The following is a 26,179-nucleotide window of genomic DNA, read 5'->3' as shown; positions in this document are numbered from 1 at the left end:
GTCACTCACCCAGCCGTAGTTCGATGAACGGAATCGTGTCGCCCGGCAGCAGGTAGGTCTCCACTTCGACGAACCCGTGCGCCTCCGCGAACCGTACGCCGTCCTCGTTGCTGCTGAGGATGTGCGTCTCGATGCCGTCGCTCAGCTCCCGCCCGCGCCGCAAGCAGTGCTCGTAGATCGCCGTACCGAATCCACGACGCCGGTACGCCGGGAGCACGCGAGCGATCACCACCGCGGCCGAGGTCTCCCCGGACGGCGGCCGGACCGTGGAGCATCCGACGAGCACGTCACCGTCGTACGCCACCTCAAGCACGTTCCGCGTCACCCGCTCGCGGATCTCGTCGACCGACAGCGGCGCCGTCGGAATGATCTCGTTGTGCACCCGCTGCCAGTCCAGCAAAGTCTGGTCGTCCGTCACCGGCACGATCCGAAGCTCACTCATCCCGTCAGCCAACAGCCGGGCGCGGCCAGCGGTCAAACGGGATTCGGTCGCGGGGGAGTAGTAGCGTCCGTGTCGTGCGGATTCTCTTCGTTGGTAACAGCTTCACCTCGCGGAACAACCTGCCTGGGCTGATCAAGGGTCTGGGCGGGGCGCGCGGCATCGAGATCGAGCACAAGCTGATTTCGGCAGGCGGCGCATCGCTGCGGCAGCACCTCAACGCGGGCAAGGCGGCCGCCGAGATCGCGAGCGGCGGTTTCGACACCGTCGTACTGCAGGAGCAGAGCACGCTGCCGATCAAGAGTCCGGACCGCTTCCGGGAGAGCGCCCGCGACTTCGACGAGGCGATCACCGCAGCCGGTGCGCGGACCGCGTTCTACCTGACTTGGGCCCGGCGGAACGCACCGGAGACCCAGCAGGCGCTGACCAAGGCGTACGGCGGCGCCGCGGTGGAACTCGGTGCGACGCTCGTACCCGTCGGGATGGTCTGGGAACGCTTCCTCAGCCAGCACGACGAACCAGCGCTGCACGACGCGGACAACAGCCACCCGGCGCTCGCGGGCAGTTACCTCGCGGCGTGCGTGTTCCTCATCGCCTTGCTGAACGAGGACCCGGTCGGAACCGCCGTACCCGTGAAGGGCCTGACAGCGGACACCGCCGCCCAGCTCCGGCAGGCAGCATGGGACATCTGCTCCGACCTGGCCGCAGCCGAGTAACCCACCACGATCACCGTGGCGGCCCAGATTCGGGTGGATCAGAACCGCCGCGATCAGGCGGAGGCGTGCGGTAGCGCCGACCCGTAGGGCTGGCCCATGTCGACGTGCCATCGGGATTGGATGTGACGACCCATCCGCCTTCGTGCTTGAGGCGGTGATGGTGCCGGCAGAGGCAGTGGAGATTGTCCGTGGTGGTGCGGCCGCCTTCTGCGAAGGCGACGCGGTGGTCGACATCGGCGAACTCGGCAGGCTGGTTGCACCCGGGGAACTGGCAGGTTCGATCACGCAGGCGGACGAAGCGGTCGGTCGCAGCATCCGGTGTGTACCTGTCGGGTTTTCCGGTCGGTGGCTCGTCGCTGAGCCGAAGGCCGATCCGGGACCGGCCGGCATTCCCGAGGAGACTCTGAGTCAGGGCGCGAGTGAGGTGCTTGCGCAGGGATTCCTGAGGAATCGGCCCGTAGTGTTCGGCCGTCCCGCCAGTGCTGTTCTCGCCGTCGATCAGCGCGCGGATCTCGGCGCCGGTCGCATGGATGGCTACGGTGGCGTCTGCGCCAACGGTCGAGTCGTCGTGCAGTCCAGCGTCCGCGTTGTCGACTGATTCCGCCGGTCCGCGAGTGTCAGTCCGCGGTAGAAGCCGAGCCAGGGCGATGTCGGCGCGCAGTTGGTCCATGGAACGGGAGTCGCCCTGACGACGCCGGCGCGCCGCCGCACGGGTCAGGCTGTTCATCACCGCGCCCGCGTCCAACGCATCGTGGGTGTGGACCAGCTCAGCCGTGCCGTCACTGTTCGGGAAGATCCGCACCGACCGCTCATCCATCGCCCGCGCATGCGCCTTGCTACGCGCCTCCGGTGACCGCCGCGCGGCCTCCCGCTGCGCCTCCTGCTTCAGCTTCTGCAAGGGATGTTTCCCGGCCCACTCCAGCAGTGCAGTCTCGGCCGCACGCCGAGCGTCCGGATCGTCCAGAACCGACAACTCCCGCACGATCGTGAATGCGGCCCGCTCCGTCAGCTGGCCCTCCTCCAGCGCCCGCAACGTGGCCGGAAAGTTGTGCACCAACTCGCACGAGGTGTGGATCCGGACCATCGCAGCGCCCTTGTGCATCTGCCACACCAACGCGAGCTCATCAGCAGTCGACCGGAGATCACCCGCCACCCATCGACGCTCGCCCGGTTCCGCTTCCCGATCCCCGGGCTCGGGGTGGCGGCGCCCGAGATCGGCGGACACCCCGTGCAACGAGGCCTCGTACCCGGCGGTCGCCTCTGCCTTCATGGCGGCCAGCCGTGCCTCCAACCGGACGATCGCCTCGTGCCGATTCAGCCAGCCCGAATCGCTCAACTCCGACGTTTCCTGGAACGCCACCGCCTCGAACAACCCGACACCACGGTCCGGGTCGTTCTCTTCGTCATACCGGCCGAGCAGTCCGTGCCGAGCCGCGAGCCGCGCATCAGCGCGCACCCGGTCGACCAACGCCAAGAACTCGGCATCCCAGTGATCATCCCGAGCTGCCTCGTCCGCCATCGCTGCTCCCGGCGCACCAGGCACGACAGACAGCGCACGTCCGACCGGCGCCCCCAACGGGCCGCTGGTCTCGTCGGCTGGCCGATCGACCGGACACTCACTCATGCAATCGATCATATGTTCGAATACACCGCAAAACCAAATCCCCCTCCGCGAAACCTCACTTCGCGTCGTGGAAGACCAGCCCGAGCGTATGGCGCTGCCCTGAGCGGATCGCGGAGACGCCGTGCCGCACCGGCGCCGCCGACCAGCCGCGCGCCGACTTCACCGGACGATCACGGGTCGTGAACACCAACCCGTGCCCCTGCGGGATCAGCGTCGACGTACCCCGCGACTGCGCCCGCGGCCGCTGCTCGACCAGCAGGAACTCACCGCCGGTGTGATCGACGCCAGGATCGTTCAGATTGATCACTACCTGAAGCGGGAACACCTTGTCGCCATAGAGATCACGGTGCAACGCGTTCCAGTCGCCCGCGCCGTACCGCAGCAGGATCGGCGTCGGCCGCTCCTGCCCCGCCCGATGACACACGTCGAGCCATTCGTCGAGCGTGTCCGGCCACTCGGCCTCTCGCCCGAGCCTCGAGTACCACTCCCGCGCAATCGGCAGCAGCCGCGGATACAACGCCTGCCGCAACGCCTCCACAGCCTCCGGGAACGGCCGATCGAAGTACCGGTACTGCCCCTCGCCGAATCGATACCGCGCCATGTCGATCGTCGCCCGGAACCGCTGTACGTCGTCATACATCCCAGCTATCCGCGCAGCCTCGGCCGGCGTCAGCAGCTGCGGCAGCAGCGCACAACCGAGGTCATCAACCGAAGCGGCCACGGCGTCCCAGTCGGCTCCGGCCACGCGTCGTTCGTACCTGTTCATACCCATGGAACGGCGCAGCCCGGACGTATGTGAGGGCTACCTCGGGCCCGCGCCACGTGATCGCGGTACAGCAGTTCGAGCTGTCGAACCAGAACGGGATCGCCGGCTCGACGAGCAACTCCTGCCCGGACGCGTCCCGCAACTGCATGAACTCCTGCAGTAGATCGAGCCAGCGCCGTACCCGGCTCCTTCCGTCGGCGCACTCACCTCAGCAGTGGCAGTCGTCACCGAGCCGTCGACGAGCTAGAACGCGAGCAACGAGGCGCCTCACACCTGTTCCAGCACCGTGATCGGAGCCAGCATGGTGGCGTCATCGAGAGGCCGTTCACCGGTCTCGAGCATCCCGAGGAAGACCTTCAGCCCAGGTACGACGTACTCAGAGTCGAGCCGTACGTCGCGACTAACCAGCCCCGTCCGCCCGACGAGCTCGGCATGGAACGGCACCCGCCCGTCGTCCGTCGGCTTCACCAACTGCAACGTCACCAGCACCCCGCCGCACAGGTACCGCACGACGACAGTGGACCCAACACGCTCCACCGTCACCGGACCGGGCTCGCCAGGAGCCAACCGCTGCGCCAGATCAGCCGCATGGATCCCGTAGAAGAAGATCCCGCTGTACTCACTGTCCGGATCAGCCGGCCCGGTCACCGTGACCGCCTGCAGCTCACCGACCGACGCCGCAGCGAGTGCATCCGCGTCCGCGACCCAGCGCACAGCGGAGTACGACGTCACCGGCGCACCACCGCGCCGCGACGCGTCCAGGATCGCCCGCGCATCCGCCGTACTCGCGGCCAACGGCTTGTCCACCCACACCGGGACACCTGCCTCCAGAAACGGTACGGCGTGCTTGCGATGCAACGCGCCGTCCCGATTGGTGGCGATCAGCGCGTCCACGCTGCCGAGCAACTCGGCCGAGGTCGGTACGAGCTCAGTGATGCCACCGGTCGTGGCGAGTTTCCGGTTGCGTTCGTCATCCGCGCCGACCAGCGCGACGATGCGGGCAGTATCAGCGACGGGATCGACGTTCAGGTGCCGGACGATCTCGTCCGCGTGGCTGTTCTCGGTACCAACCAGGGCGACGCGCAGCATGGGTCAGTCCTCTTTCAACGAGACCGGATGTCCTGAACGGGCGGACTCGTAGACAGCGAGCACAGTCGCCAACGACCGACGCCCTGCCTCCAGCGTCACCGCCGGCGGGCGGCCTTCGCGGATAGCGCCGATGAAGTCGCGGTACTGCGCAAGATGCGCGAGCTCCACGGGACCCCACCCATCCGGCCCTGCCAGCACAGGCACCTCGGGTTCCGAGGAGTCCGCCGAGGCGAAGTACGCAAGCTGATCGTCGTCGAGGACCGCCGTCCCTCGATCGCCGTGGATCGTCAGCCGCACCGGACGGCCCGGGTACGCGGCTGTACTGGCGAGCATCAGTCCGATCGCTCCGCTCTCGAAGACGATCGATGCACCGGCCAGATCCTCGACCTCGATCCCCGAGTGGGCGAGCCGACCGGTCTGCGCGCTCACCTGGACCGGCCGACCGAGCATCCAGACCAGCAGGTCGAGCGCGTGGATGCCCTGGTTCATCAGGGCGCCGCCGCCGTCGATCGCGAGGGTGCCGCGCCAGTCGTCGCCGTCGTAGTAGGACTGCGGCCGGAAGAACGCCGACTCGGCGATCCCGGACGTCACGCGCCCGAGGGCGCCGCTGTCGATCGCGGCCCGGATCTGCGCGACCGGCGGCTGGAAGCGGCGCTGGCTGATCACCGAGACGGTCAGCCCGGTCTCCCGCTGCGCCTCGATCAGCCGGTCGGCGGCGGCGAGCGTGATGTCGACCGGCTTCTCGACGATCACATGCTTGCCGGCCCGCAGCGCCTCGACGGCGACATCGGCGTGCAGCGCGCTGGGCAAGCAGATCCCGACGGCGTCCACCTCCTCGGCGGCGTACGCCTCGGAGGCCGTCGCATAAGCATGACCGCCGTACTCCGAGACGAGCTTGCCGGCGCGTTCGAGGTTCTGATCCACGACGGCGACCAGAACGGCCTCGTCGCCGAGGGCTTCGATGAGGCGAGCGTGCACGGCGCCGATCGCGCCGGCACCGATGAGGGCGAAACGCATAGGACCTCTCTTCAGTCGGTCGTCCAGGAGATGGGTACGCCGCCGTTCTCGGCGGACCGTTGCGCGAGGAGTGCGAGCCGCGTCGCGAGCAGGCCGCGCTCGGTGGTGATGTCCGGTTCGTTGCCTGCAGCAAGCGCCTGCAGGACGAGCTCGGCCGGCCGATGACCAGCAGGCAGCGGTACGTCGTGCGGCGCGAGGTCGGTTGTGGTGAGAACGAGGCGGTTGCGTGCCCAGAGCAGCTCGGCGGTGCCTCCGGTGCCGACGAGTTTCATCCGGTAGTCACCGTGCACGGGCGAGCCGGCCGGGTTCATCCAGTCCACGCCCGCGGTGATGACCGCACCGTGTCCGCTCAGCGTCGCGACGCCGTACGAGCTGTCCACGATCGAGCCACTCACGGTCCCGCCGGTCAGGCCGGTGAAGAGCAGTGCGGCGTCGATGTCGTGGACGGCGAGGTCGTTGAGGAGTCCGCCGTACCGCTGGCGCTCGAAGAACCACGCGGGCCGGGTCGGACGGTTCAGTTTGTGCGGGCCGGACGACGTCACGCCGTGGATCGTGCCGAGTTGTTCCGCGATGCCCAGCGCGGCGATGGTGACGGGGTAGTACCGCTTCTCCAGCAGGAGGGTCACGTGGCGGCCAGTGCGGTCGGCGGCCTCGGCGATCGCGTCAAGGTCCTCCAGCGTCGTGCACAGTGGCTTGTCAGCGATCACGTGGCAGCCCGCGTTCAGAGCGTCGACCACAACCTGACCGCGGTCGCCGTAGATCCCGGCGACCATGACGACATCCGGTTCGACCTCGCGCAGCATCTGCTGGTGATCGGTGAACACCTTGGCGTCGTACGGCGCGGCCCACCGCTCGGCGGTCTCGCGGGACGGATCCGCCACCGCGACCAGCTCGTACTCGGCGACCTGATCGACCTCCGCGGTCGCATAGGCCACATGCGGATGGGCGGCGCCGACGATGGCGATACGCGTCATGATCGTGATTCCAGCATGCAACCGGTTGCACGTCAACGCATCAGGGCGTCGACTTCGGTGCCGCCGCGGTCGTCGCGCGCGTCACCAGGTGGGTCGCGATCGTGACGCACTCGGCGCTCGGCTCGGTGGCCTCCAGCAGGTTGACGAGCAGTTTCGCAGCCGCCGTACCCGCTGTTGCGGCACCCGCGGAAACGCTGGTCAGGGCCGGTGTAGTGAGGGCGGCGAGGGTGTCGTCGCAGCCGACCAGGCTGAAGTCCGTCGGCACCGAAATGCCGCGCACCTCGAGCCCGGCCAGCACGCCCTGCGACACCACGTCGTCGAAAGCGATGGCCGCGGTCGCGCCCGATCGCACAACCGCCGACACCGAGTCCCGCCCGGCTGCGTAGGTCGGCCGCCCGACCTCGACGATCTCCACCGTCAGCCCCGCCTTGGCAGACGTCTGCGTCAGCACCTCCCGCCGCTGCTGGTCCGACCATGAGTCGCGCGGCCCGGCCAGGTACGCGAGCCGCTTGTGGCCGAGCTTCTTCAACAGCAGCACGGCCTCGGTCATCCCGCCCGACGAGTCGATCAGCACCCGCGAGATCCCGTCCAGATCGCGGTTGACCAGTACGACGGGACGCGTCGCCGCCAACTCGCGGATCAACTCCTCGGACAGCCTCGGCGAGGCAAGCACGAACCCCTCGACCTGCGGCGCCAGCCGGGCGATCAGCTTGGCCTCCCGCTCCGCGGACTCGTCGGAATCACCGAGGAACACCGCAAGGTCGGCGGTCTCCGCGGCCAACTGCAGGCTCCGCACCAGCGGCGGGAAGAACGGGTTCGCGATATCCGGTACGACGACCGCGATGTTCCCGAACCGTCCCGTCGAGAGTGCCCGCGCCGCCTGGTTGCCGACGTACCCGAGCCGGACTGCGACCGCGCGGACGTGCTCGACGGTCTCCTGGCTGAGCAGTTGCGGCCGGGTGAAGGCGCGCGACACCGTCGACCGCGAAACCTGGGCGGCGGCCGCGACGTCCCCGATGGTGACCCCCGGCGCCCGGCCGGCACGTGATGCCATGCCCACACCATAAGGCTCCATGCAACCGGTTGCACCCTCTACTTCATGACCTCGAACCGATAGTTCAGGTTCTCGGCAGTCAGGAGTTTCAGTTTGGTGGGGTGTACGCCGGGGCTGTCGTAGAAGCGGACACCCTCGCCGAGAAGGAGGGGATGATGTGGAGGACGACTTCGTCCACGAGACCGGCTTCGACCGCCAGGCGGGGGACCGTGCCGCCCGTGACGACCAGGTTCTTTCCCGCGGCTGCCTCCAGGCCATGGGCCACGACGTCGCGGATGTCGCCGGAGACGTACGTGAACTCCGGGATCGGGTTCGTGGCCGGGTCCTTGCGGGTGTAGATGAGGATCGGGCCCTGCCAAGCCCCGCCGTACGGACGGCTCTCGCCGACCAACTCGACGCGTCTGCCGCCGCACAGGAACGCGCCGCACGTCGCGATCACCTCCGCGCCGAGCCCGGACGGGCCGCCATCGGCAGCGGACATCCAGTCGACCCTGTCGTCGCGGTCCCCGATGAAGCCGTCGAGGGACATCGTCATGTGCCAGATCACTGTGCCGTTCATGGCATCCAGCCTGCTCCGGCCTGACCCATGCGTCCAATGCCAACGTCGCGACCGAAGCATAGATAACATCGATACATGCTCGATCTCGTCCGGCTGCGGGTGCTGGCTGCGGTCGCCGCGCACGGTTCGGTCACCGCGGCGGCCGCGGCGCTGCACTACACGCAGCCCACCGTCAGCCACCATCTCGCCCGGCTCGAGGCCGCGACCGGCGCGAAGCTCGTCCAGAAGGCCGGCCGCGGCATCCGCCTCACCCCGGAGGGCGAGGTCCTCGCGCGCCGCGCCGCGGAGATCGTCGGCCGCGTCGACGCCGCCGACGCCGAGCTCGCCGCCCTCGTCGGCCTGCGCTCCGGCCTGGTCCGGGTCGGCGCCTTCAGCTCGGCGCTCAGTGAACTCGTCCCACCCGCGGCGGCCGAGCTCCGCCGCGAGCACCCGAACCTCCAGTTCGAACTGACCGACGTCCACCCGCGGGTCGCCGTCCAGCAGCTGCGGGCAGGTGAGATCGATCTCGCGATCGTCTTCCGGTACGACGACGAGCAGCCGGACGACGGCATCCGGTACACGTACCTGCGCGACGACCCGATCCATCTGCTCAGCCGCCGGACCGGAGAAACCCTTGCCGACCATCGGGAGTCGGACTGGATCGCAGGCTGCGTGAACTGCCGCCACGAGCTGTTGCAGCACTGCGCAGGCGCCGGCTTCACGCCCCGGATCGCGTTCACCAGCGACGATGTGATCGTCAAGCAGGCCCTCGTCCGCGCCGGTCTCGGTGTCACCACCACGCCCGGTCTGGCGTTGCGGGCGCACCTCGCCGACGGGGTGCGAGCGACCGAATTGCCGGTCGTTCGCCGCATTTTGCTCGCCACGTACGGCGAACCGCCCGACCCGCCGGCCACGGCGGTCTTCATTACTGCCCTGAAACGAGTAACACTGGTCTAGGGGGAGCTTGTCGACTCCGGTTGGAGGACCGGGTGATGGGCACTGGGTGAGCATGGTGGACGTCGAGCTGCGGTATCTGCGGATCTGGCGGGCAGCCGTGGGACTGCTGGCCGTTCTCGGTGTGGTCACTTCGCTGGTGTTCGTGTCACCGGCGACAAACCTGGCGGTCTTCATGGTCGCCGCCTTCACCGCCGGAGCAATCTGCCTCAGCGTCGGGCTCGGCCGCGATCTGCCGACCTCGGACCTGCACAATATGGTTCCCCGCGGAGCGGTGCTCGGCGGACTGTGCGTACTCGCGGTCTGTGGGTACGCCGCCGCGATCGGAGCCCGCACCGTGACACTGCTCCTGCTGATGGTCTGCGTGTCTCCGCCGGTCATCGGCTGGTTGCGCTCAGGTCGGGCCGACCGGCCGGCGCGGCGGACACTGCCCCGCCGGCCGATCAGGTTGCCCAAGGCATCGAATCGTCAGCTGAACGCCGTCCAGGCCGACGGTGACCCGGCCGCGGACTGGCCGATGCCGAAGTACTTGGTCGCCGTGGTGCGGAGCGTCGGCGAGCTGAGCGACGAGGAGCTGTGCCTAGCCTGGAGACGAAGCTTCACCCAACTCCAGCGCGCGATGAGCCCCGACCGGAGACAGGCGATGGTCGACGTACGCCGCGCCTACCTCGACGAACTCGAACGCCGCCACCCAGACTCGTTCGCCGTCTGGCTGGCGTCGAACCCGCGCGCCGCCGGCAACCCGGCCCGCTTCTTCACCCACCGCGCCGACCACTAAGAAAACGCAGTACGAAGGTCCGCGGCGATCAGCTCGACCGCGTGGCGGCCGGCGGACAGTGCTCCCGGAAAGTTCAGGAACGGGTGCATCGTGTCCGCGTACTCGACCAGCCGCGTCGGTACGCCGTCCTGCTCCAGGCGACCCGCATACGCCAGCGCGTCGTCGCGCAACGAGTCCCGCCCGGCCGCCAGCATCAGTGTCGGCGGAAGCCCCACGAGCGAGTCGGCCCGCAGCGGCACGGCGGTCGCCGGTACGTCGTCCGCGGGGAAGTACCACTCGTGCCACTCGACGTCGGGATGTAGGTCCAACGTCGGGTAACACAGGACCTGACGATCGGCGAGCGGACCACCTTCGTCCCGAGCGAGCAGACACGCCCCGGCAGCCAATGCCGCGCCCGCACTCTGCCCGCCTACCGCGATCCGCCCGTCTCCACCGAGGTTCGCGCGAATCCATTGAAGAGTGTCGTGAACGTCGAGAAGCCCTGCAGGATAAGGATTCTCCGGTGCGAGCCGATAGTTGAGGGAAACCACAGTAACGTTGCCGCCGGCAGCGATCCCGGACGTCGCATACTCGATGTCCCGCAGATGCCCGCCGATGAAAGAACCACCGTGCAGCCAGAGCAGAATCGGTCGAGGCTCCGGCGACATGCGGTAGATCCGTGCGTCGAGAGACCGTCCCGGCAGGTCGATCACGAGGTCCTCGATCCCCGGCCGCGGGTCACGCTCACCCGCCAGCGCCGGATCCGGCAGATCCTCCCGATCCAGCAGTAGCGCCTGGTACGGATCGAGCTCGGGGTAGCCGGGCTGATCGGCGAGCAACTTCAGCAGCGCGTCCGTCTCCGGTCCGTACTCCGGGCTGTCGACAAGCTCGGGCGTCATGCGCTCACCGGCTGCAGGTGCCGCGCCGCATGCGCGAACAGGATCCCGTCGGGCGTCGTCGAGACGTACTCCGCCAGCGCCCCGATCCCGCCGTCGAACCCGGCACCCGTCGACGGGTCCGTCCAGGTCTCCTCGTCGTACCGCGAGATCTCGTCGACGAGTGCGTCGCCGACGGTGTGGAACCGGTGCAGCACGAGTTCGGACGGGATCCGCCGGCCCGCCTCGACGCCGCCGAGGTTGAGTGCGCGCCCGATCTCGGCGGTCTCCCAGCGCGGATCGAGACTCCAATGCAGGCGTCCCGCCCGGGCGTCCCGCAGTACGGCGAGGGTGATCTCGTCCCACATCAGCACGTGCGCGACCAGGTCGTGCAACGAGTCGCAGAAGTCCCCGAGCGGCCCGGCGGTCACGTCGTACGGCGCCCGCAGTTCGTCCTCGCTCAATCCCTCGATCCGGCGCAGCAACAGGTCCTGGTCCCGCCGGATCATCCCGGCCGCCTGAGCCGGTGTTGTAGTCGGTGTACGCATGCCGACAATCAACCAGCCCGACCGCCCCCACCTCGCTCGATTGCGCGAAACCCTCAATCCACCGCTCGGTACGTCGCCATCTTCGCGCGCGCCCCGCACGTGTTCATCGAGCACCACCGCCGCCGCCCCGCACGACTCGCGTCAACGAACAGCAGCGAGCACTCATCCGAGGCACACGTCCGGATCCGATCGCCAAGCGGACCGCTGAGCAACTCGACCGCGTCCCGAGCCAAACCACTGAGCAGACCGGGCACATCGACCGCCGCACTCTCCGCACGAAGCTCCGCGGTCAGTCGAGGACCGGCCAACGGACGGCTGCTCCACCGATTGACGACCTCGAGATCGGCGGCGTACGTCGTCCCGGTGAACAGCCGGTACAACGCCTCCCGCAACTCGACGGCCTGGCGGTACGCACGCCCCGGGACTGCCGGCTCGTCCAGCGTAAGGCCGGCTTCGCGGAACCAGCGACCGAGATCGGCAGGCTCCGGAATCCGCTCGAACGGCGTCTGCTCACGCTTGCCGAGGGTCGCGGTGAAGTCGACCGACGGCCGCCCGCCGACCCAGGTGAAGCGCGTGTCCATGCCGAATAGTCTATCATCGCCGTTACCAGTTGAACCGGTAACCGAAGGAGCGGCTTGTGAGGATCGGGATCGTCGGCGCGGGCGGTGTGGGCGGGTACTTCGGCGCGCGGCTGGCCGCCGCTGGACAGGACGTGGCGTTCGTGGCGCGAGGCAAGCACCTGGAGGCGCTGAAGGCCGACGGGCTCGTGGTGCGCAGCCCGGCAGGTGACCTGCAACTGCCGGTGCAGGCGACCAACGCGCCGGCCGAGGTAGGCCCGGTGGACTACGTGCTGACTTGCGTGAAGACGTGGCAGCTACCCGAGGCGATCGACACGATCCGCCCGCTCGTGGGACCGGACACCGCGATCGTCACGGTGCAGAACGGAGTCGAGGCCCCCGATCAGATCGCCGAGATCTACGGGCGTGACGCCGTACTCCCCGGCGCCGCCGAGGTGATCGCATACGTCGAGAGTCCCGGCGTCATCCGGCATCTCGGCAACGGGAAACTCAACTTCGGCGAATGGGACAACACGGCCACGCCGCGAACCGGCCTGCTGCGCGACGCGTTCGTCGCGGCGGGCCTCCAGGCGACCGTTCCGGAGGACATCTGGGCGGCGTTGTGGACGAAGTTCCTCTCGGTCGTCCCGGGCGGCGGTCTCGGTACGGCGACCGGCGCCGGGTACGGCGTACTCCGCACCCACCCCGCCACCCGCCGGCTGCTCACCGAGGCCACCACGGAGATCCGCGACATCGCGTTGGCGCGAGGCATTCGGCTTGCCGAGGACGTCGTACCGCGGACGCTCGCTTGGGTCGATCAGCTCCCGGCCGACGGGACCACGTCGCTGCAGCGCGATCTGATCGCCGGCCGCCCGTCGGAGCTCGACGCCTGGACCGGCGCCGTCGTACGGCTCGGCGACGAATCGGGCGTCCCGACACCGGTCAACACGTTCCTGTTCGAGCTCGCCGGCGCCCGAGCGCTTGCCGCTGGCAACTGACCCCGTCTACTCCAACCCGAGGTCGGTGAGGACGTCCATCACCGGGCGGTTCGGCGGCGCCGCGGCGACCAGGCCGCGGATGCAGCCGGTCATCACCATCCGGAAGTACGGCTCGGACGTGATCATCGGAAGTTCCTGGTGCGCCGCGCTCAAGACCTCGTCCGCGGCGAGGAGCGCGTAGACCTTCTCCAGTTCGCGCTGGTGCGGCCCTTCGAAGTACGGGCGATGCCGTTCCTCGGCCGCGGTCAGGTTGATCGCCAGCGATGCGACGGTGCCGGACATCAGCACCGCGCCGGCCGGGCTGTAACCGCGCCGGCCGAGCGCCTCGACCGCCTCCCGCTGCAGCCGTATGCCGGCCTCGCCGCGCGGGAACAGCCCCTGCAGGTACGCGGCGAGCCCGGGGCGCTCGAGCACGAATGTGTGCAACTGCCGTGCGAACGACAACAGGTGCGCCTCGACGTCGTCGTCCGGGTCGTCGACGATGTGCAGCTCCCGCAGTACCGCCTCACCGACCAGCGCCTCGAGCCCGAGCTTGCCGTCGACGTGCCGGTACAGCGCGGTCGGGCTGACGCCGAGCGCGGTCGCGACCCCGTTCACGGTCAGGTTGGTCAGGCCGAGTCGCAGGCCCTCCCGCTCGATGTCCGCGATGGTGATCTGTGCCTGGCGACCGCCGGTCTTCCGGCGGGGCGGATTCGCTGTCACAACTCTCCTCTGGCGGGGTCTGACCCCAAAGTTATGCTACTAACTTAGATCATCACCGTCACCGACGGTGAATGTTCTGTCCCTTACTCCTCAGGAGATCATGGTGAGCGCACCTCGCCCCACCCGGCGCACGATGCTGAAGGCCGCCGGCGGGCTGACCGTCGCCGCCGGCCTCGGCGCCGGCACCATTCTGGCCACCTCCCTCGCCGCGAGTGCGGCCGACGACGGATTCGGCCTGCACATCACCGAGCGGAACGAAGACGATCCGCGGATGTGGTACTACCGCTTCCAGACCGACGCGATCGGCTGGGCCCCGGCCGTCAACGTCCTGCTGCCGAGTGACTATCACACCAGCGGGCGCACCTACCCTGTGCTGTACCTGCTCCACGGCGGCAACCAGGACTTCAGAGCGTTCGACCCCCTCGGCATCCGCGACTGGACCGCGGGCAAGCCGATGATCGTGGTGATGCCGGACGGCGGCAAGGCCGGCTGGTACTCCAACCCGGTCAGCTCCAACACCGGTCCGCGCAACTGGGAGAGCTTCCACCTCAACCAGCTGGTGCCGTGGATCGACGCCAACTTCCGCACGTACGCCGAGTCCGCCGGCCGTGCCGTCGCCGGCTTCTCGATGGGCGGGTTCGGCGCGCTCAAGTACACGGCGAAGTACTACGGCCACTTCGCCTCCGTCAGCTCGCACTCCGGCCCGGCGAGCGTCCGCCGCGACGCGGGCCTGGTCGTGCACTGGGCGAACGTGTCCTCCGCGGCCGTCGACCTGGCCGGCGGCACGATCTACGGCGCCCCGGCCTGGGACGAGGCACGCGTCACGGCCGACAATCCGATGGAGAACCTCGAGCGGTACCGCGGCAAGCGCATCTTCCTGGTCGCCGGCACCAGCCCGAGCCCCGACCCGTTCGACTACGCCAACGAGACCCAGGTCCTGGCCGGCCAACGCGAGTTCCGCGCCGCCCTGGACAAGGCCAACATTCCCTGCACCGCCTACGAAGACCCAGGCGGCCACATGGTCCGCCCCAACCGCATGATCGAAGACCTGGACGGCATCATCGCCCACCTGAAGAAGGCCTGACCCACCTCACCCGGTTCCCCCACCGCTGGTGGGTTGACCCATCAGATGCAGGGTTTGCGTCCGAGATCCCGTGCGCAAACCCTGCATCACGGACGCCAACCCACGAGAGGCGGGGGCCCGAGTGCGGGGTACGGCGTGTGAGTTATTCCTCGGCGAGGCGCTCGAGGAGTTCGGCGAGGGTTTGTTGTTCGGCTGCGGTCAGGCGGGACAGTTGGCTGACCATCACGTCGCGGCGCTTCTCGCGGAGGGTGGTCAGGATCTTTCGCCCGTCAGGCGTGAGATCCACCAGGGTGGCCCGCCGGTCGTGCGGGTCCGGCTGCCGTGCCACCAGGCCGGCCGCCTCCAGGTCGTCGACGACCGAGGTCGCCGACCGCGGCACGATCCCCAGCTGTGCCGCCAGTTCGCTCAGCCGCAGCGCATGTTCCGCGCGATCGAGCGTCCGCAGTACCCGGAACTGCCCGTGCGTGACGCTCTCCCCGAACCCCTCCCGCGAAGCCCGCCGCTGCCGCCGAACGATCCCGTCCAGCAGCGCCGCGATCTGCTCGGCCGCGTCATCAGGGGCATGCATGTGCAGAGCCTAATGGGAGCTCTCGTGCCCGCGGGGAACAAAACACCATCTTGTGAGGTTAGCTCATAGTGAGGTAACCTCAGTATGTTTTGATCCCTGACTGGAAGGAACTGCATGTCGCAGATTTCCGGATTTCCGGGTGGGGGAGGGGGCGGCGGCCGTGCGATGCGCTCGCTGTTGAAGGACTCCTCCGTCCGGCACCACAAGTTGTCGGCGGGCACGCTCCGCCGGATCCTCGGGTTCGCCCGTCCGTACCGCGGCTATCTGGCCGCCTTTCTCGTCCTCGTCGCGCTCGACGCCGGCACCGGCGCGGTCACCCCGCTGCTGTTCAAGGCGATCATCGACCGCGGCATCGTGCCGGGTCACGCCCAGGTGGTCGTCTGGCTCGCCCTCGTCGTAGCACTGCTGGCGATCGTGAACAGTGCGATCACCCTCGTCGAACGCTGGTTCTCGTCGCGGATCGGCGAAGGTCTCGTCTACGACCTCCGCACCGCCGTGTTCGACCACGTGCAGCAGCTCCCCGTCGCGTTCTTCAGCCGGACGCAGACCGGCGCGCTCATCCAGCGCCTCAACGGCGACGTGCTCGGCGCCCAGCAGGCATTCACCTCCACGCTCTCGAACGTGGTCAGCAACCTGCTCAGCGTCACGCTCGTGCTCGCCGCGATGTTCGTGATGTCGTGGCAGATCACGCTGCTCGCGCTCGTCGTCCTCCCGCTGTTCGTCATCCCGGCCCGGCTGCTCGCCGGAAAGTTGCGCACGGCAACAGCGGAGACGTACAAGCTGAACGCCACCATGGCGCAGACCATGACCGAGCGCTTCAACGTCGCCGGCGCGGTGCTCGCCAAGGTCTTCGGCCGCACCGAGGACGCCTCGCGGGACTTCGCCGGCAAGGCCGCCCGGGTTCGCGACATCGGCGTCACCACCTCGATGTACGCCGGTGTCTTCCGCGTCTCGCTCACCCTGGTAGCCGCGCTTGCGGTCGCTCTCGTGTACGGCGTCGGCGGGGTCTTCGCCGTCGAAGGGGCGCTCGGGATCGGTACGGTCGTCGCGCTGACGGCGTACCTGAACCGTCTGTATGGTCCCTTGACCGCGCTCTCGAACATGCAGGTCGACATCATGACCACGCTGGTCAGCTTCGAGCGGGTGCTCGAGGTGCTCGACCTCCCGCCGATGGTTGCCGACCGCAAGGATGCGAAGACGCTCCCGCCGGCCGCGGAGCCGTCGATCGAGTTCGACCACGTGTCATTCCACTACCCGTCCGCCAAGGAGGTGTCACTTGCCTCGCTCGAGTCGGTCGCGACGTTGTCGGCCGAGACCGGGGAAGAGGTCCTCAAGGACGTCACCTTCACCGTCGAGCCCGGGCAGATGGTCGCCGTCGTCGGCCCGTCCGGTGCCGGCAAGTCCACGCTCTCCTCGCTCGTCTCCCGGATGTACGACGCCACTGGCGGCGCGGTCCTGGTCGGCGGTCACGACGTACGCGAAGTCACCCAGGCCTCGCTCCGTGCGGCGATCGGCGTGGTCACGCAGGACTCGCACATGTACCACGACACGATCCGCGCCAACCTGCAGTTGGCCCGCCCGGACGCGACCGACGACGAGCTGCACCAGGCGCTCGAGGCGGCGCAGATCGCGACGCTCGTCGACAGCCTGCCGGACGGTCTCGACACCGTCGTCGGGGATCGCGGATACCGGTTGTCGGGTGGTGAACGTCAGCGCCTCGCGATCGCACGGCTGCTGCTCAAGTCCCCGTCGATCGTGATCCTCGACGAGGCGACCGCGCACCTCGACTCCGAGTCCGAGGCCGCCGTCCAGACCGCGCTCGCGAATGCACTCGTCGGCCGTACGTCGCTCGTCATCGCGCACCGCCTCTCCACGATCCGCAACGCCGACGTCATCCTTGTCCTCGACGAAGGCCGCATCCAGCAACGCGGCACCCACGACGAACTGCTCACAGAGGGCGGCCTGTACGCCGACCTCTACGCAACCCAGTTCGCCGAGGCCGCCTGACCCGACCCGCGCCTGACCCGGACCGCCAGGCCGTTGGGGTGACCAGTAGTCGGACCCCCGGTCGCGGGACGGTGTGTGGGCGGGGGAGGATCGCGCCATGAGAGATCGGATGACTGCGGCCGCCACCGAGTTGACGTACGACGCTCCCGCGGCGGACTGGCTGGCGGCGCTCCCGCTGGGCAACGGCCGGATCGGCGCGATGTGGTTCGGCGGCACCACGCAGGACCGGATCGCCCTGAACGACGAAACCTGCTGGTCCGGCAGCCCCGCAACAACCCGCCGCCTCGAGACTCCAACCGGCGAGGTTGGGGCGGGTGCGGTTGAGCAGGTGCGGGCGGCGCTGGCGGCGGGTGATGTGCGCGCGGCCGAGGAGCTTGCCCACGGGTTTCACAGCGGTCACTCACAGGCCTATCTCCCGCTCGGCGACCTGCTGCTGGACTTCGAGTCCGCCGGTGCGGTCACGAACTACCGTCGCCGGCTCGACCTGGACACCGCGCTCGCCCGCGCCGAGTACGAGGTGGGCGGTGTCGAGGTCTGGCAGGAGGTCTTCGTCAGTGCGCCGGCGCAGGCATTGGTCCTACGTCTGGGCGCCTCGCAGCCGCTGACGGTGACGCTCAGCCTCACCTCGAAGCTCCGCGCGACCACGCAGACCCTCGGCGACAACGGCCTAGCGCTGCTAGCCACCTGTCCGTCGTCGGTCGCCCCGCTCCACGGGAACGTCGCCGAGCCGATCCAGTACTCCGACGGGGACGACCGCGGGATGAACGCAGCCGTCGTACTGCGTGCGCACACCGACGGCACGCTCACGCCCACGGACGACCAACTGACCGTCAGCAACACCACGGAACTCCTGGTGGTCCTCTCCACAGCCACCGGCTACGAAGACCCACACACCGCCCCCACGCGCACCGCAGACGAGTGCCAACAGACAGCCGACACCGCAGTCAGCACCGCCCTTGCTCAGGCAGCCACGGTGCTGCGGGATGAGCATGTCCGCGATTACCAAGGGCTGTTCCGTCGTTCTGTGCTCGTGCTTCCTTCGGCAAAGGAGCTGACGACCGATCGGCGGCTTGTGGAGGCGGGGGATGATCCCGGGCTGGCTGCGCTGATCTACAACTTCGGGCGCTACCTGATGATCTCCAGCTCCCGCCCCGGTGGCTTGCCGACCAACCTGCAAGGGATCTGGAACGAGCACCTGCAGCCGCCGTGGAGCAGCAACTACACGGTCAACATCAACACCGAGATGAACTACTGGCCCGCCGAGACCACGTCCCTCTCCGAGTGCCACCAACCCCTCCTCGACTACGTCGAACACCTCGCCGTAGCAGGCCGCCGTACCGCCGAACACCTGTACGGCGCCAAAGGCTGGACCGCTCATCACAACGCCGACGCCTGGTGCTGGACCGCGCCTGTCGACGGCAATCCGAAGTGGTCGAACTGGCCGATGGCCGGCGTCTGGCTGTGCCGTCACCTCTGGGACCACTACGCGTTCACCGGCGACCGCGAGTACCTGAACGACGTCTGGCCGACCCTCCGAGGCGCCGCCGAATTCGCACGGGACTGGCTGGTCGAACTCCCGGACGGCACCCTCGGCACCGCCCCCTCCACCTCACCGGAGAACGAGTACGTCGCCGAAGACGGCAAGCTGGCCTCGGTCACAACCTCGTCGACGATGGACCTGTCGCTGATCGCCGACTTGTTCGACCGCTGCGCGCAGACCGCCGCCGAGCTCGGCCTCACGGACCCGCTGATCGACGACCTGACGGAAGCCCGCAAGCGGATCCCCGACCCCAAGATCGGTAGCCAAGGGCAACTACAGGAGTGGCTGGCCGACCTGCCCGAGGCCGAGCCGCAGCACCGCCACACGTCCCACCTGATCGGCCTGCACCCCGGCGACCAGATCACCCCGGACGGTACGCCGGAACTCGCAGCGGCCGCCACCCGCACCCTGGAGTTGCGTGGCGACAAGAGCACCGGCTGGTCACTGGCCTGGCGAATCTCGTTGTGGGCAAGGCTCCGCGACGGTGCCGCCGCCCACCGCCTGGTCCGCGAACTGCTCACCCCGGCCGCAGACTCCGGCACCGATTACGTCGGCGATGGCTCCGGTCTGTACCCGAACCTGTTCTGCGCGCACCCGCCGTTCCAGATCGACGGCAACTTCGGTGCGACCGCCGGGATCGCCGAGATGCTGCTGCAGAGCCACACCGGAGAACTCGAGATCTTCCCCGCGCTCCCGGACGCGTGGCCGGAGGGCTCGATCACAGGTCTCCGCGCCCGCGGCGGTGTCCGTGTTGACCTCACCTGGTCCCCGGATGCGGCCAACGCCGTACTCACGGCCGACCGGGACACCACCGTCGTACTCCGGCACCGGGAGCAGCGCGAGGAGGTGTCTCTCGCCGCCGGGGTCTCACGCACCTGGACAATCAGCGGATGAGTGCCCGCACTTCAGGTCACGTCGCGGACGTGCAGCACGGTTCCGCTGGGGAGATCGCGGTCGAGCAGTGACCAGATCGTCCGCGCCACGGTCTCGGGCTTCGCGAGGTGGCCGAGGGCCTGCATTTCGCGGAAGCGGGCCGACACCGGCACCTCGTCGGGGCTGGCCGCTCGTAACTCGGCTTGCATGTCGGTGTCGACCGAGCCAGGTGACACGGAGATGACCCGGCAGCCGGGACTTCGGCGCTGCTGTTCCAGCCCGACGGTGCGCACCCACTGGTCGATCGCTGCCTTGCCCGCGCAGTAGCTGGATTCGCCTTCGTGCGGTCGGCTCGCTGCGCCGGACGACACCATGATCAGGTGCTGCTCGCAGTCCCGTCCGGACACCGCGCTGAGGAACGACTGCCCGAGCACCTGTGCGGCCGCCGAGTTCAGCAGCACGTTGCGCGTGTACTGCTCGGTGTCGACGTGATCCGCTGAGCCGAGCGGTGTCAGCGTCCCGGCGTTGTGGATGAACACCACCAGTTGCGGATCGCCGGCCTCGATTCGTTGCCGGAAGTCCTTTTCGACTACCGGCCACGACTCCGGGTCGGCGAGATCCACCGCGACGTGTTGCGTGCCCGGCGTACCGCCGCGACGCGAGATATCGATCAGTTCCACGCTCTCGAACGGGATCGTCGCCGCCAGCGCAGCCCCCAGTCCCGCCGACGCACCAGAGATCCAGACCAGAATCCGCCGCAGTGGCGTCATCGGCTGACCGTCCCCGAGCGCAGGCAAAAATCCAGCATCATGCAGTTCCCCCCTGCAGACCCAAACCCACCCCTTGAACCAGAGAGTACGTCCTGCAGCGCGTGAGACGTAGCCCTGTGAGCGTTTCTGACCACCAGCGACCGCGTGGTCGCCGGCAGCATTCATCTGAACTCTCAGCCGGCCCTCAGCGGGCCCACAGGGAACTTGTTGCGCGCAGCATCGACCAACTGGTAAAGCGTTCCCGGGCGCTGAGCAGGCCGACCCCTGGGCGGCCGCGGTGAGGTCCGCGGCCGCCTCAGGTGGGCTCGACTCAGGACTGGCTCAGGACTGGTTGTCCGGGATGTCGTCGTTCTGGCCGTCGAGACCGTCCAGCTGGTCCTTGGCCATGTCCGTGCCCTGGTCGATCTTGTCGCCGTACTTGCCGCCGGTCTTCTCGTCCGCGAACTCGCCGGCCTTGTCCAGGCCCTCGTCGACCTTGTCGCCGTGCTCGTCGACCAGATCGCCGGCCTTGTCCTTCATGTTGTCGAACATGCCCATCGTGGTTTCCCCGTTCTCTCGATGGTTGCCTTCTACTACCGAACCGTCAGTACCCGATCGATCCGATCCCACACCACCGGGCGCCGCAATCTGGTGGTGATCCCCACGAAACCTGCGGAGTAGTTGAAGATGACATAACAGGCTGACAGGTTGCCGCCACGACCGGGAGGGGACTCGTGAGTCTCAGTCAGCCCACCGACGCCGAACTGGACGTGATGATCAGGGCGCGTCTGGCTTCCATCGGAATCGATCTCGAACAGTTGCCGGCCGGGAGCGCGCCGGATCCGGACACCGGGAGCCCGGGCCGCGACTCGGTGCTCGCCAGCCTGCGCGGCTTCATGCGTACGACGGTGTTGCCGTTGAGCTCGTACACGTTCGCCGCGGACGCCCGGCTCGCTCAGCAGGCCGCTCCGCCGAAGCTGTACCCGTCCATCGACGTCGCCCGGGAGGCATGATGAGCGAGCCGCAGGACAGCCAGGTCGATCGGCGATCGTTCCTCCACCGCGCAAGCGCACTGGCCGCCGCCACCGCGGTCGGCTCGGTAGCGCTACCGGCCGTCGCGCACGCAGCCCCCGCGTCCACAGCGTCGACGGGTACGGCGGGTTTGGTCGACGTACCGGCGAGATCGGTGGACGTCAGCGAGCTCACCATCGCCGAAGCCGCCACGCTGATCCGCAAGGGCAAGCTGAAGCCCGAACAGTTGGTGGAGGCTCATCTGGCACGGATCACCGAGTTCGACTCGGCGTACCAGGCGTTCAACCTGGTGCTCGCCGACGAGGCGCTCAAACGTGCCCGTGCGCTCGGCCGGACCCGCGGTGGTGCGCTGCACGGCATCCCGCTGGCGATCAAGGACAACTACTACACGCGGGGTGTGACCACGACCGCGAACTCGTACCTGTTCGCCGACTTCGTGCCGCCCTTCGACGCGACCGCCGTACGACGGCTGACCGCGGCCGGCGGGATCGTCCTCGGCAAGACCCAGATGGGGCCGCTGGCAACCACTCGGGCGACGACGCCGGACGGCCGGATCACCACCGTGAACGCCTGGACGCCGAACGATCCCACCACGGACCCAGGCGGCTCGTCATCCGGATCGGCGACCGCGGTCGCAGCCCGACTCGCGACGTCGGCGGTCGGGACGCAGACCGGCGGGTCGATCACCGCACCGTCGAACGCCCAGAACCTGACCGGACTGAAGCCCACCATGGGTCGAGTGTCGCTGCACGGCATCGTGCCGCTGAGCTACACCCGCGACCACCCCGGCCCGCTCGCGCGTGACGCGATGGACGCCGCGATCATGCTGACCGCGATGGCGGGCGAGGACCCGGAAGACCCAAGAACACAAGGGCTTCCGCCGGTGCCCGATCTCATGACGGCCGCGACACCGGTGCGACCGGGACGGGCTCGCTGGCGGACCCGGATCGGCGTGATCCCCGGGTTCACCAGCGGTACGTCGGAGTCCGCCGCCGCCCGTACGACGGCACTCGATGTCCTCGCGGGGATCGAGGGACTGTCAGTCGTCGACGTGACCATGCCGGACGAGTGGGATTTGCTCACCAACGCAGCCTTCAACAGTGTCCGGCTCCCCGAGCGGAGTGAGCCGTTCCTTCCGATGCTGCAGTCGAACCTCCGCGGCTTCGGTGTGTCCGTGACCGGCTGGTTGCAGGGCGCATTGCTGGGAGCCAACGAGTTCCTGATCGGCCAGCGCGCCAAGGTGGTCCTGCTGGAGCGGGTCCTCGAGGACCTCTTTGAGCAGTGCGACATGGTGGTGCAGACGTCCCCGACACCGTTCGACGCGCTCGGACTTCCCGAGTTGGCCCTGCCGATCGGGTTCACCGCGAACGGCGTACCGATCGGCACGATCCTGGGCGGCAAGCCGTTCGGCGAGGACCGCCTTCTCTCCGTCGCCGCCGCCTACCAGGCCGTCACCGACTGGCACCATCGCCGCCCCGCGGATCCGACCGCAGCCCCCGCCGCTCTACGGTCTGCCGAAGCGCAGGACCGCGGCCGAATCCACGCCGAGGAAGTCCCCGATCTCATGCAGTGAACGGATTGTGGTCCGCGGCGATCGCGGGCAGGAGCGCGTCGGCGAACTTCGCGTACAGGTGCCGCTGGAACATCGGGCCGAAGGTGACCCGAGCCACGCCGCGTGCCGCGTAGTCCGCGACCGAGTTCGCGCCCTGCCCGTAGCCGGCGTTCACCGGGCCGTCGAGCTGCGTGGTGAGCGTGCAGATCAGGTCCAGGTCGCCGACGCCGATCGGGTACACGCAGTCGGCGCCGGCGGCCAGGTAGCGGTTCCCGCGGTCGAGGGCGGTTGCCAGTTGTTGGTCGGCCGTACCGGCCTTGCGGATGAACGCGTCGATCCGCGCGTTGATCACCAGCGCGTCACCGGCCGCGGCACGGACCGCGGCCAGGAAGTCCGCCTGCTCACCAACGTCGATCATCGACCCGGTCGCCGGGTCGGAGTCCTCCAGGTTGAGTCCCACGGCCCCGGTCGCGAGGAAGCGTTCCACGAGTTCACTCGGAGCCAGCCGGTACCCGCGTTCGAAGTCGACCGTGACCGGGACGGACACCGACTGCGCGATCCGCGCCGCACCGGCCAGTACGTCGTCAACGGGCGCGTGCTCGCCGTCGTCGTACCCGAGAACCGCGGCCGTCGCGTTGCTGCTGGTCGCGACCGCTGCGAAGCCGGCCGCCTCGACCATCCGGGCCGAGGCGGCGTCCCACGCATTCGGTACGACGAGGGGCGTGCCGGGGACATGCAGTCCCCGCAGAGTGGTTGCCAATGACATCAAGATCTCCCATGGATCAGGGGCAGCCCGAAGGCTGGGAACAAAGCAGGTTGGTGGAACGCGAGCACGGCCGAGATCGCGTCCTTGGTGCACGTCAGCACCTTGATCGAGTGCGCGTGGAACAGGTCGTCCGTGCCGCGGATGTAGAGCGCGAAGGCCGCTTGGCCGTTCGCCGACGTCTCGACCAGGACCCGTTGTCCCGGACCCGGGCGCAGCTTCGCGTCGAGCAACCGCAGTACGTCGGAACGCCCGCTGAACCACGTCGGGATCGGCGGCATCTCCCACCGCGCATCCGCGCTGAACAGCCCTTCCAGTACGACGAGATCCTTGCTCTCCATCGCGGCTTGGAACTGGTCGAGCAACGCCCGCCGCAACGGTTCGTGCGGCTCGCTCAACTCGTCCTCCCGCGGCCGCAACCGGGCGAGCTCGGCACGTGCGCGCTGCAGTGAACTGTTCACCGCTGCGGTTGTTGTGTCGAGCAACGAGGCGACGTCCGCGGCGGGCCACGTGAGCACCTCGCGCAGGATCAGTACGGCGCGTTGCCGCGGCGGAAGGTGCTGCATCGCGGCGACCATCGCCAGTCGCAGGCTCGCGCGATCACCGACCACCGTGGCCGGGTCGGCCCCGAGCAGCTGATCCGGGAACGGCTCCAGCCACGGCACCTCCAGCGCCTGGGCGTGCAGTTCGTCGGGATCGTTGCCCGGGGCACCCAGCGCCGACGGGATGACTCGGCGGCTGCTGTGCTGCAGGAGGTTCACGCACACGTTCGTGGCGATCCGGTACAGCCAGGTCCGGACCGACGAACGGTGCTCGAAGTCCGCGTGACCACGCCAGGCGCGCAGGTACGTCTCCTGGACCGCGTCCTCGGCGTCGTGCAACGAGCCGAGCATCCGGTAGCAGTGCGCGACCAACTCGCCCCGATGCTGCGCGAACTCCTCCTCGAGATTCATCGGACTCGTTCCGCCTCCTTCGCCACCACGACATCGCCCCTACGATCACCGCTACGGCGGCGCGCCGCGATCGCCAGGCCCGAGACGGCCCCGAGCAACGACAGTACGCCGCATCCCGCGAGCGCCCGGCCGAAGCCGTGGCCGGTGTAGCCGCCGGCCGCCGTGAAGACCGAGCCGAGGACCGCGACCCCGGCCGCGCCGCCGATCTGCCGGTTCATGCTGTAGATCCCGGACGCGATCCCGACGGCGTCCCGGGGCAGCGCCGCCATCGCCGCGCTCTGCGCCGCGGGCATCGCGAGCGAGATCCCGCAACCGGTGACGACCAGCGGCACGATCAGTTCCCAGTAGTGGTCCGCGCCGCGGCTGACCCAGAACATGCCGGCGGTCTGCAGCGCCATACCGATCACGACCAGCGGGCGCTCGCCGATGCGGTCGACCAGCCGGCCGGCGATCGGGCCGACGATGAACAACGTCGCCGTCCACGGCAGCAGTTGCAGACCGGCCTTGAACGGCGCCGATCCGAGCACGGCCTGCATGTACTGCGACAGGAAGAAGACCGCGCTGAACAACGCCGCGCTGAGGAAGAACCCGGCCGAGTTCGCCGCGGTGAACGTCCGGTTCCGGAAGAACTCCAGCGGCACCATCGCGTGGTCCGTCCGCCGCTCCCACCACGCGAACGCCGCCAGCATCACGATCCCGATCGCGAAAGCACCCACTACTTCGGTACTCGTCCACCCGGCCGACTCACCGCGCACCGTGCCCCAGACCAGCCCCAGTACGGCGAGGCTGATCAGCACCGCGCCGACCAGGTCCAGCCGTCGCGCCGGGCCGGTGCTCTCCGGGATCTTCGTCAGCACCAACGCGATCGCGACCGCGCCGATCGGCACGTTGATCCAGAAAATCCACTGCCACGACAATCCCTCGGTGACCGCGCCACCGATCAGCGGCCCACCGAGTACGGCGATCCCGGTCACGCCGCTGAACACGCCGATCGCCTGGCCGCGCCGCTCCGGCGGGAACGCCGCCCCGAGCAGGCTCATCGCCAACGGCATCACCATCGCCGCACCGATGCCCTGCACGGCCCGGGCCGCGATCAGGAACGGCAGCGTCGTGGCCAGCGCGCACGCGACGGAGGCGGCGGTGAAAAGCGCCAAACCGGCGGCATAGGTACGGCGGCGGCCCAGACGGTCGCCGATCGCGGCGGCCGTCATCAGAAGCATCGCAAAACTCAGTCCATAGGCGTTGACCGTCCATTCCAGCTGCTCGGCGGTTGCGCCGAGGTCGCTGCGGATCGTCGTCAGCGCCGCGGCCACCACCAGGGTGTCCAGCGCCACCATGACCGACCCGAGCGAGGCCAAGCCCAAAACCCATCGTTGTTCACTAGTTGTCCGCACACTTGTACAGACCAGCGAGACACCACGAACTCATCGCTCCGATGAGCACAAGTTTC

Annotated in this window: 27 protein-coding genes; 9 read left to right on the top strand and 18 right to left on the bottom strand. The window is 68.7% G+C overall.

Features of this window, described 5'->3' with window-relative positions; all coding sequences use genetic code 11:
- Window position 1 precedes the first annotated feature (1 nt).
- Window positions 2-442: a GNAT family N-acetyltransferase gene (locus EV649_RS07325; RefSeq protein WP_130381739.1), complete on the bottom strand. Its 441-nt coding sequence runs from the start codon at window positions 440-442 to the stop codon at window positions 2-4.
- A gap of 74 nt (window positions 443-516) precedes the next feature.
- Here EV649_RS07325 and EV649_RS07320 point away from each other — a divergent pair, with 74 nt between their 5' ends.
- Window positions 517-1,155 carry an SGNH/GDSL hydrolase family protein gene (locus EV649_RS07320; protein WP_130381737.1) on the top strand — a complete coding sequence of 213 codons (639 nt, stop codon included), beginning with the start codon at window positions 517-519 and terminating at the stop codon, window positions 1,153-1,155.
- Window positions 1,156-1,165: 10 nt separating this feature from the next.
- Here the strand turns inward: EV649_RS07320 and EV649_RS07315 are convergent, their stop codons facing one another.
- The 7 genes from EV649_RS07315 to EV649_RS07285 form a co-directional block, all read right to left on the bottom strand.
- Complete coding sequence (locus tag EV649_RS07315) at window positions 1,166-2,779, bottom strand: HNH endonuclease signature motif containing protein (protein ID WP_157996200.1); 1,614 nt, start codon at window positions 2,777-2,779, stop codon at window positions 1,166-1,168.
- A 55-nt stretch (window positions 2,780-2,834) separates the two neighbouring features.
- The gene (locus EV649_RS07310; RefSeq protein ID WP_241997818.1) at window positions 2,835-3,524 is read right to left on the bottom strand and encodes a 2OG-Fe(II) oxygenase; all 690 of its coding nucleotides are present in this window, start codon (window positions 3,522-3,524) and stop codon (window positions 2,835-2,837) included.
- Window positions 3,525-3,812: 288 nt separating this feature from the next.
- Window positions 3,813-4,634, bottom strand: coding sequence for a Gfo/Idh/MocA family oxidoreductase (locus tag EV649_RS07305; RefSeq protein ID WP_130381730.1), 822 nt, complete (start codon window positions 4,632-4,634; stop codon window positions 3,813-3,815).
- 3 nt (window positions 4,635-4,637) lie between these two features.
- Window positions 4,638-5,651 carry a Gfo/Idh/MocA family oxidoreductase gene (locus EV649_RS07300; RefSeq protein WP_130381728.1) on the bottom strand — a complete coding sequence of 338 codons (1,014 nt, stop codon included), beginning with the start codon at window positions 5,649-5,651 and terminating at the stop codon, window positions 4,638-4,640.
- A gap of 11 nt (window positions 5,652-5,662) precedes the next feature.
- A complete protein-coding gene (locus EV649_RS07295; protein ID WP_130381726.1) occupies window positions 5,663-6,625 on the bottom strand; it encodes a Gfo/Idh/MocA family oxidoreductase in 963 nt (320 codons plus the stop codon).
- Between the two features lie 40 nt (window positions 6,626-6,665).
- Window positions 6,666-7,679, bottom strand: a complete 1,014-nt coding sequence (locus tag EV649_RS07290) for a LacI family DNA-binding transcriptional regulator (RefSeq protein WP_130381724.1) — start codon at window positions 7,677-7,679, stop codon at window positions 6,666-6,668.
- Window positions 7,680-7,767: 88 nt separating this feature from the next.
- Entirely contained in the window at window positions 7,768-8,238 is a 471-nt protein-coding gene (locus EV649_RS07285; protein WP_130381722.1) for a hypothetical protein, read from the bottom strand.
- A gap of 75 nt (window positions 8,239-8,313) precedes the next feature.
- Between EV649_RS07285 and EV649_RS07280 the strand changes: the two genes are divergently transcribed.
- Both EV649_RS07280 and EV649_RS07275 read left to right on the top strand, forming a co-directional pair.
- Window positions 8,314-9,174, top strand: a complete 861-nt coding sequence (locus EV649_RS07280; protein WP_130381720.1) for a LysR family transcriptional regulator — start codon at window positions 8,314-8,316, stop codon at window positions 9,172-9,174.
- Between the two features lie 46 nt (window positions 9,175-9,220).
- Window positions 9,221-9,949 (top strand): hypothetical protein, encoded by a 729-nt coding sequence (locus EV649_RS07275; protein WP_130381718.1) that lies wholly within the window; start codon window positions 9,221-9,223, stop codon window positions 9,947-9,949.
- Here the strand turns inward: EV649_RS07275 and EV649_RS07270 are convergent.
- The 3 genes from EV649_RS07270 to EV649_RS07260 are packed head-to-tail and all read right to left on the bottom strand — an operon-like array spanning window position 9,946 to window position 11,932.
- Window positions 9,946-10,827, bottom strand: a complete 882-nt coding sequence (locus EV649_RS07270) for an alpha/beta hydrolase (RefSeq protein WP_130381716.1) — start codon at window positions 10,825-10,827, stop codon at window positions 9,946-9,948. The genes EV649_RS07275 and EV649_RS07270 overlap by 4 nt on opposite strands.
- Window positions 10,824-11,351, bottom strand: a complete 528-nt coding sequence (locus EV649_RS07265; protein WP_130381714.1) for a hypothetical protein — start codon at window positions 11,349-11,351, stop codon at window positions 10,824-10,826. Before EV649_RS07265 ends, EV649_RS07270 begins: the two co-directional genes overlap by 4 nt.
- 53 nt (window positions 11,352-11,404) lie before the next feature.
- On the bottom strand, window positions 11,405-11,932 hold the full coding sequence (locus EV649_RS07260) for an ABATE domain-containing protein (RefSeq protein WP_130381712.1): 528 nt from the start codon (window positions 11,930-11,932) through the stop codon (window positions 11,405-11,407).
- Between the two features lie 56 nt (window positions 11,933-11,988).
- On the opposite strand from EV649_RS07260, the gene EV649_RS07255 reads away from it, so the two are divergent.
- Entirely contained in the window at window positions 11,989-12,906 is a 918-nt protein-coding gene (locus EV649_RS07255; protein ID WP_130381710.1) for a 2-dehydropantoate 2-reductase, read from the top strand.
- A gap of 6 nt (window positions 12,907-12,912) precedes the next feature.
- On the opposite strand, the gene EV649_RS07250 is transcribed toward EV649_RS07255, so the two are convergent.
- Entirely contained in the window at window positions 12,913-13,608 is a 696-nt protein-coding gene (locus EV649_RS07250; protein ID WP_130381708.1) for a TetR/AcrR family transcriptional regulator, read from the bottom strand.
- A 103-nt stretch (window positions 13,609-13,711) separates the two neighbouring features.
- Here EV649_RS07250 and EV649_RS07245 point away from each other — a divergent pair, with 103 nt between their 5' ends.
- Window positions 13,712-14,692 carry an alpha/beta hydrolase-fold protein gene (locus EV649_RS07245; RefSeq protein ID WP_277875632.1) on the top strand — a complete coding sequence of 327 codons (981 nt, stop codon included), beginning with the start codon at window positions 13,712-13,714 and terminating at the stop codon, window positions 14,690-14,692.
- A 142-nt stretch (window positions 14,693-14,834) separates the two neighbouring features.
- Here EV649_RS07245 and EV649_RS07240 read toward each other — a convergent pair whose 3' ends face one another.
- The gene (locus EV649_RS07240) at window positions 14,835-15,260 is read right to left on the bottom strand and encodes a MarR family transcriptional regulator (RefSeq protein ID WP_130381706.1); all 426 of its coding nucleotides are present in this window, start codon (window positions 15,258-15,260) and stop codon (window positions 14,835-14,837) included.
- 165 nt (window positions 15,261-15,425) lie between these two features.
- Here EV649_RS07240 and EV649_RS07235 point away from each other — a divergent pair, with 165 nt between their 5' ends.
- Together EV649_RS07235 and EV649_RS07230 are read left to right on the top strand one after the other, a co-directional pair.
- Window positions 15,426-17,267 carry an ABC transporter ATP-binding protein gene (locus EV649_RS07235; protein WP_241997816.1) on the top strand — a complete coding sequence of 614 codons (1,842 nt, stop codon included), beginning with the start codon at window positions 15,426-15,428 and terminating at the stop codon, window positions 17,265-17,267.
- A gap of 97 nt (window positions 17,268-17,364) precedes the next feature.
- The gene (locus EV649_RS07230; protein ID WP_130381702.1) at window positions 17,365-19,701 is read left to right on the top strand and encodes a glycoside hydrolase family 95 protein; all 2,337 of its coding nucleotides are present in this window, start codon (window positions 17,365-17,367) and stop codon (window positions 19,699-19,701) included.
- Between the two features lie 11 nt (window positions 19,702-19,712).
- On the opposite strand, the gene EV649_RS07225 is transcribed toward EV649_RS07230, so the two are convergent.
- Entirely contained in the window at window positions 19,713-20,450 is a 738-nt protein-coding gene (locus EV649_RS07225; RefSeq protein ID WP_157996199.1) for an SDR family NAD(P)-dependent oxidoreductase, read from the bottom strand.
- A gap of 321 nt (window positions 20,451-20,771) precedes the next feature.
- Complete coding sequence (locus EV649_RS07220) at window positions 20,772-20,987, bottom strand: antitoxin (RefSeq protein WP_130381698.1); 216 nt, start codon at window positions 20,985-20,987, stop codon at window positions 20,772-20,774.
- A gap of 176 nt (window positions 20,988-21,163) precedes the next feature.
- Here EV649_RS07220 and EV649_RS07215 point away from each other — a divergent pair, with 176 nt between their 5' ends.
- On the top strand, window positions 21,164-21,442 hold the full coding sequence (locus EV649_RS07215) for a hypothetical protein (protein ID WP_130381696.1): 279 nt from the start codon (window positions 21,164-21,166) through the stop codon (window positions 21,440-21,442).
- Window positions 21,442-23,034, top strand: a complete 1,593-nt coding sequence (locus tag EV649_RS07210; RefSeq protein ID WP_241997814.1) for an amidase — start codon at window positions 21,442-21,444, stop codon at window positions 23,032-23,034. Before EV649_RS07215 ends, EV649_RS07210 begins: the two co-directional genes overlap by 1 nt.
- Here EV649_RS07210 and EV649_RS07205 read toward each other — a convergent pair.
- Genes EV649_RS07205 through EV649_RS07195 form a run of 3 tightly spaced genes read right to left on the bottom strand, consistent with a single transcriptional unit; the run spans window position 23,024 to window position 26,087 of the window.
- Complete coding sequence (locus EV649_RS07205; RefSeq protein WP_130381692.1) at window positions 23,024-23,779, bottom strand: isocitrate lyase/phosphoenolpyruvate mutase family protein; 756 nt, start codon at window positions 23,777-23,779, stop codon at window positions 23,024-23,026. The genes EV649_RS07210 and EV649_RS07205 overlap by 11 nt on opposite strands.
- On the bottom strand, window positions 23,779-24,729 hold the full coding sequence (locus tag EV649_RS07200) for a sigma-70 family RNA polymerase sigma factor (RefSeq protein ID WP_130381690.1): 951 nt from the start codon (window positions 24,727-24,729) through the stop codon (window positions 23,779-23,781). Before EV649_RS07200 ends, EV649_RS07205 begins: the two co-directional genes overlap by 1 nt.
- Complete coding sequence (locus EV649_RS07195) at window positions 24,726-26,087, bottom strand: DHA2 family efflux MFS transporter permease subunit (protein WP_241997812.1); 1,362 nt, start codon at window positions 26,085-26,087, stop codon at window positions 24,726-24,728. The genes EV649_RS07200 and EV649_RS07195 overlap by 4 nt, the downstream gene beginning before the upstream one ends.
- Between the last annotated feature and the right edge of the window lie 92 nt (window positions 26,088-26,179).

The organism is Kribbella sp. VKM Ac-2569, assembly GCF_004216905.1.
Taxonomy (GTDB): domain Bacteria; phylum Actinomycetota; class Actinomycetes; order Propionibacteriales; family Kribbellaceae; genus Kribbella.
This window is presented reverse-complemented; position numbering and strand designations above follow the sequence as displayed.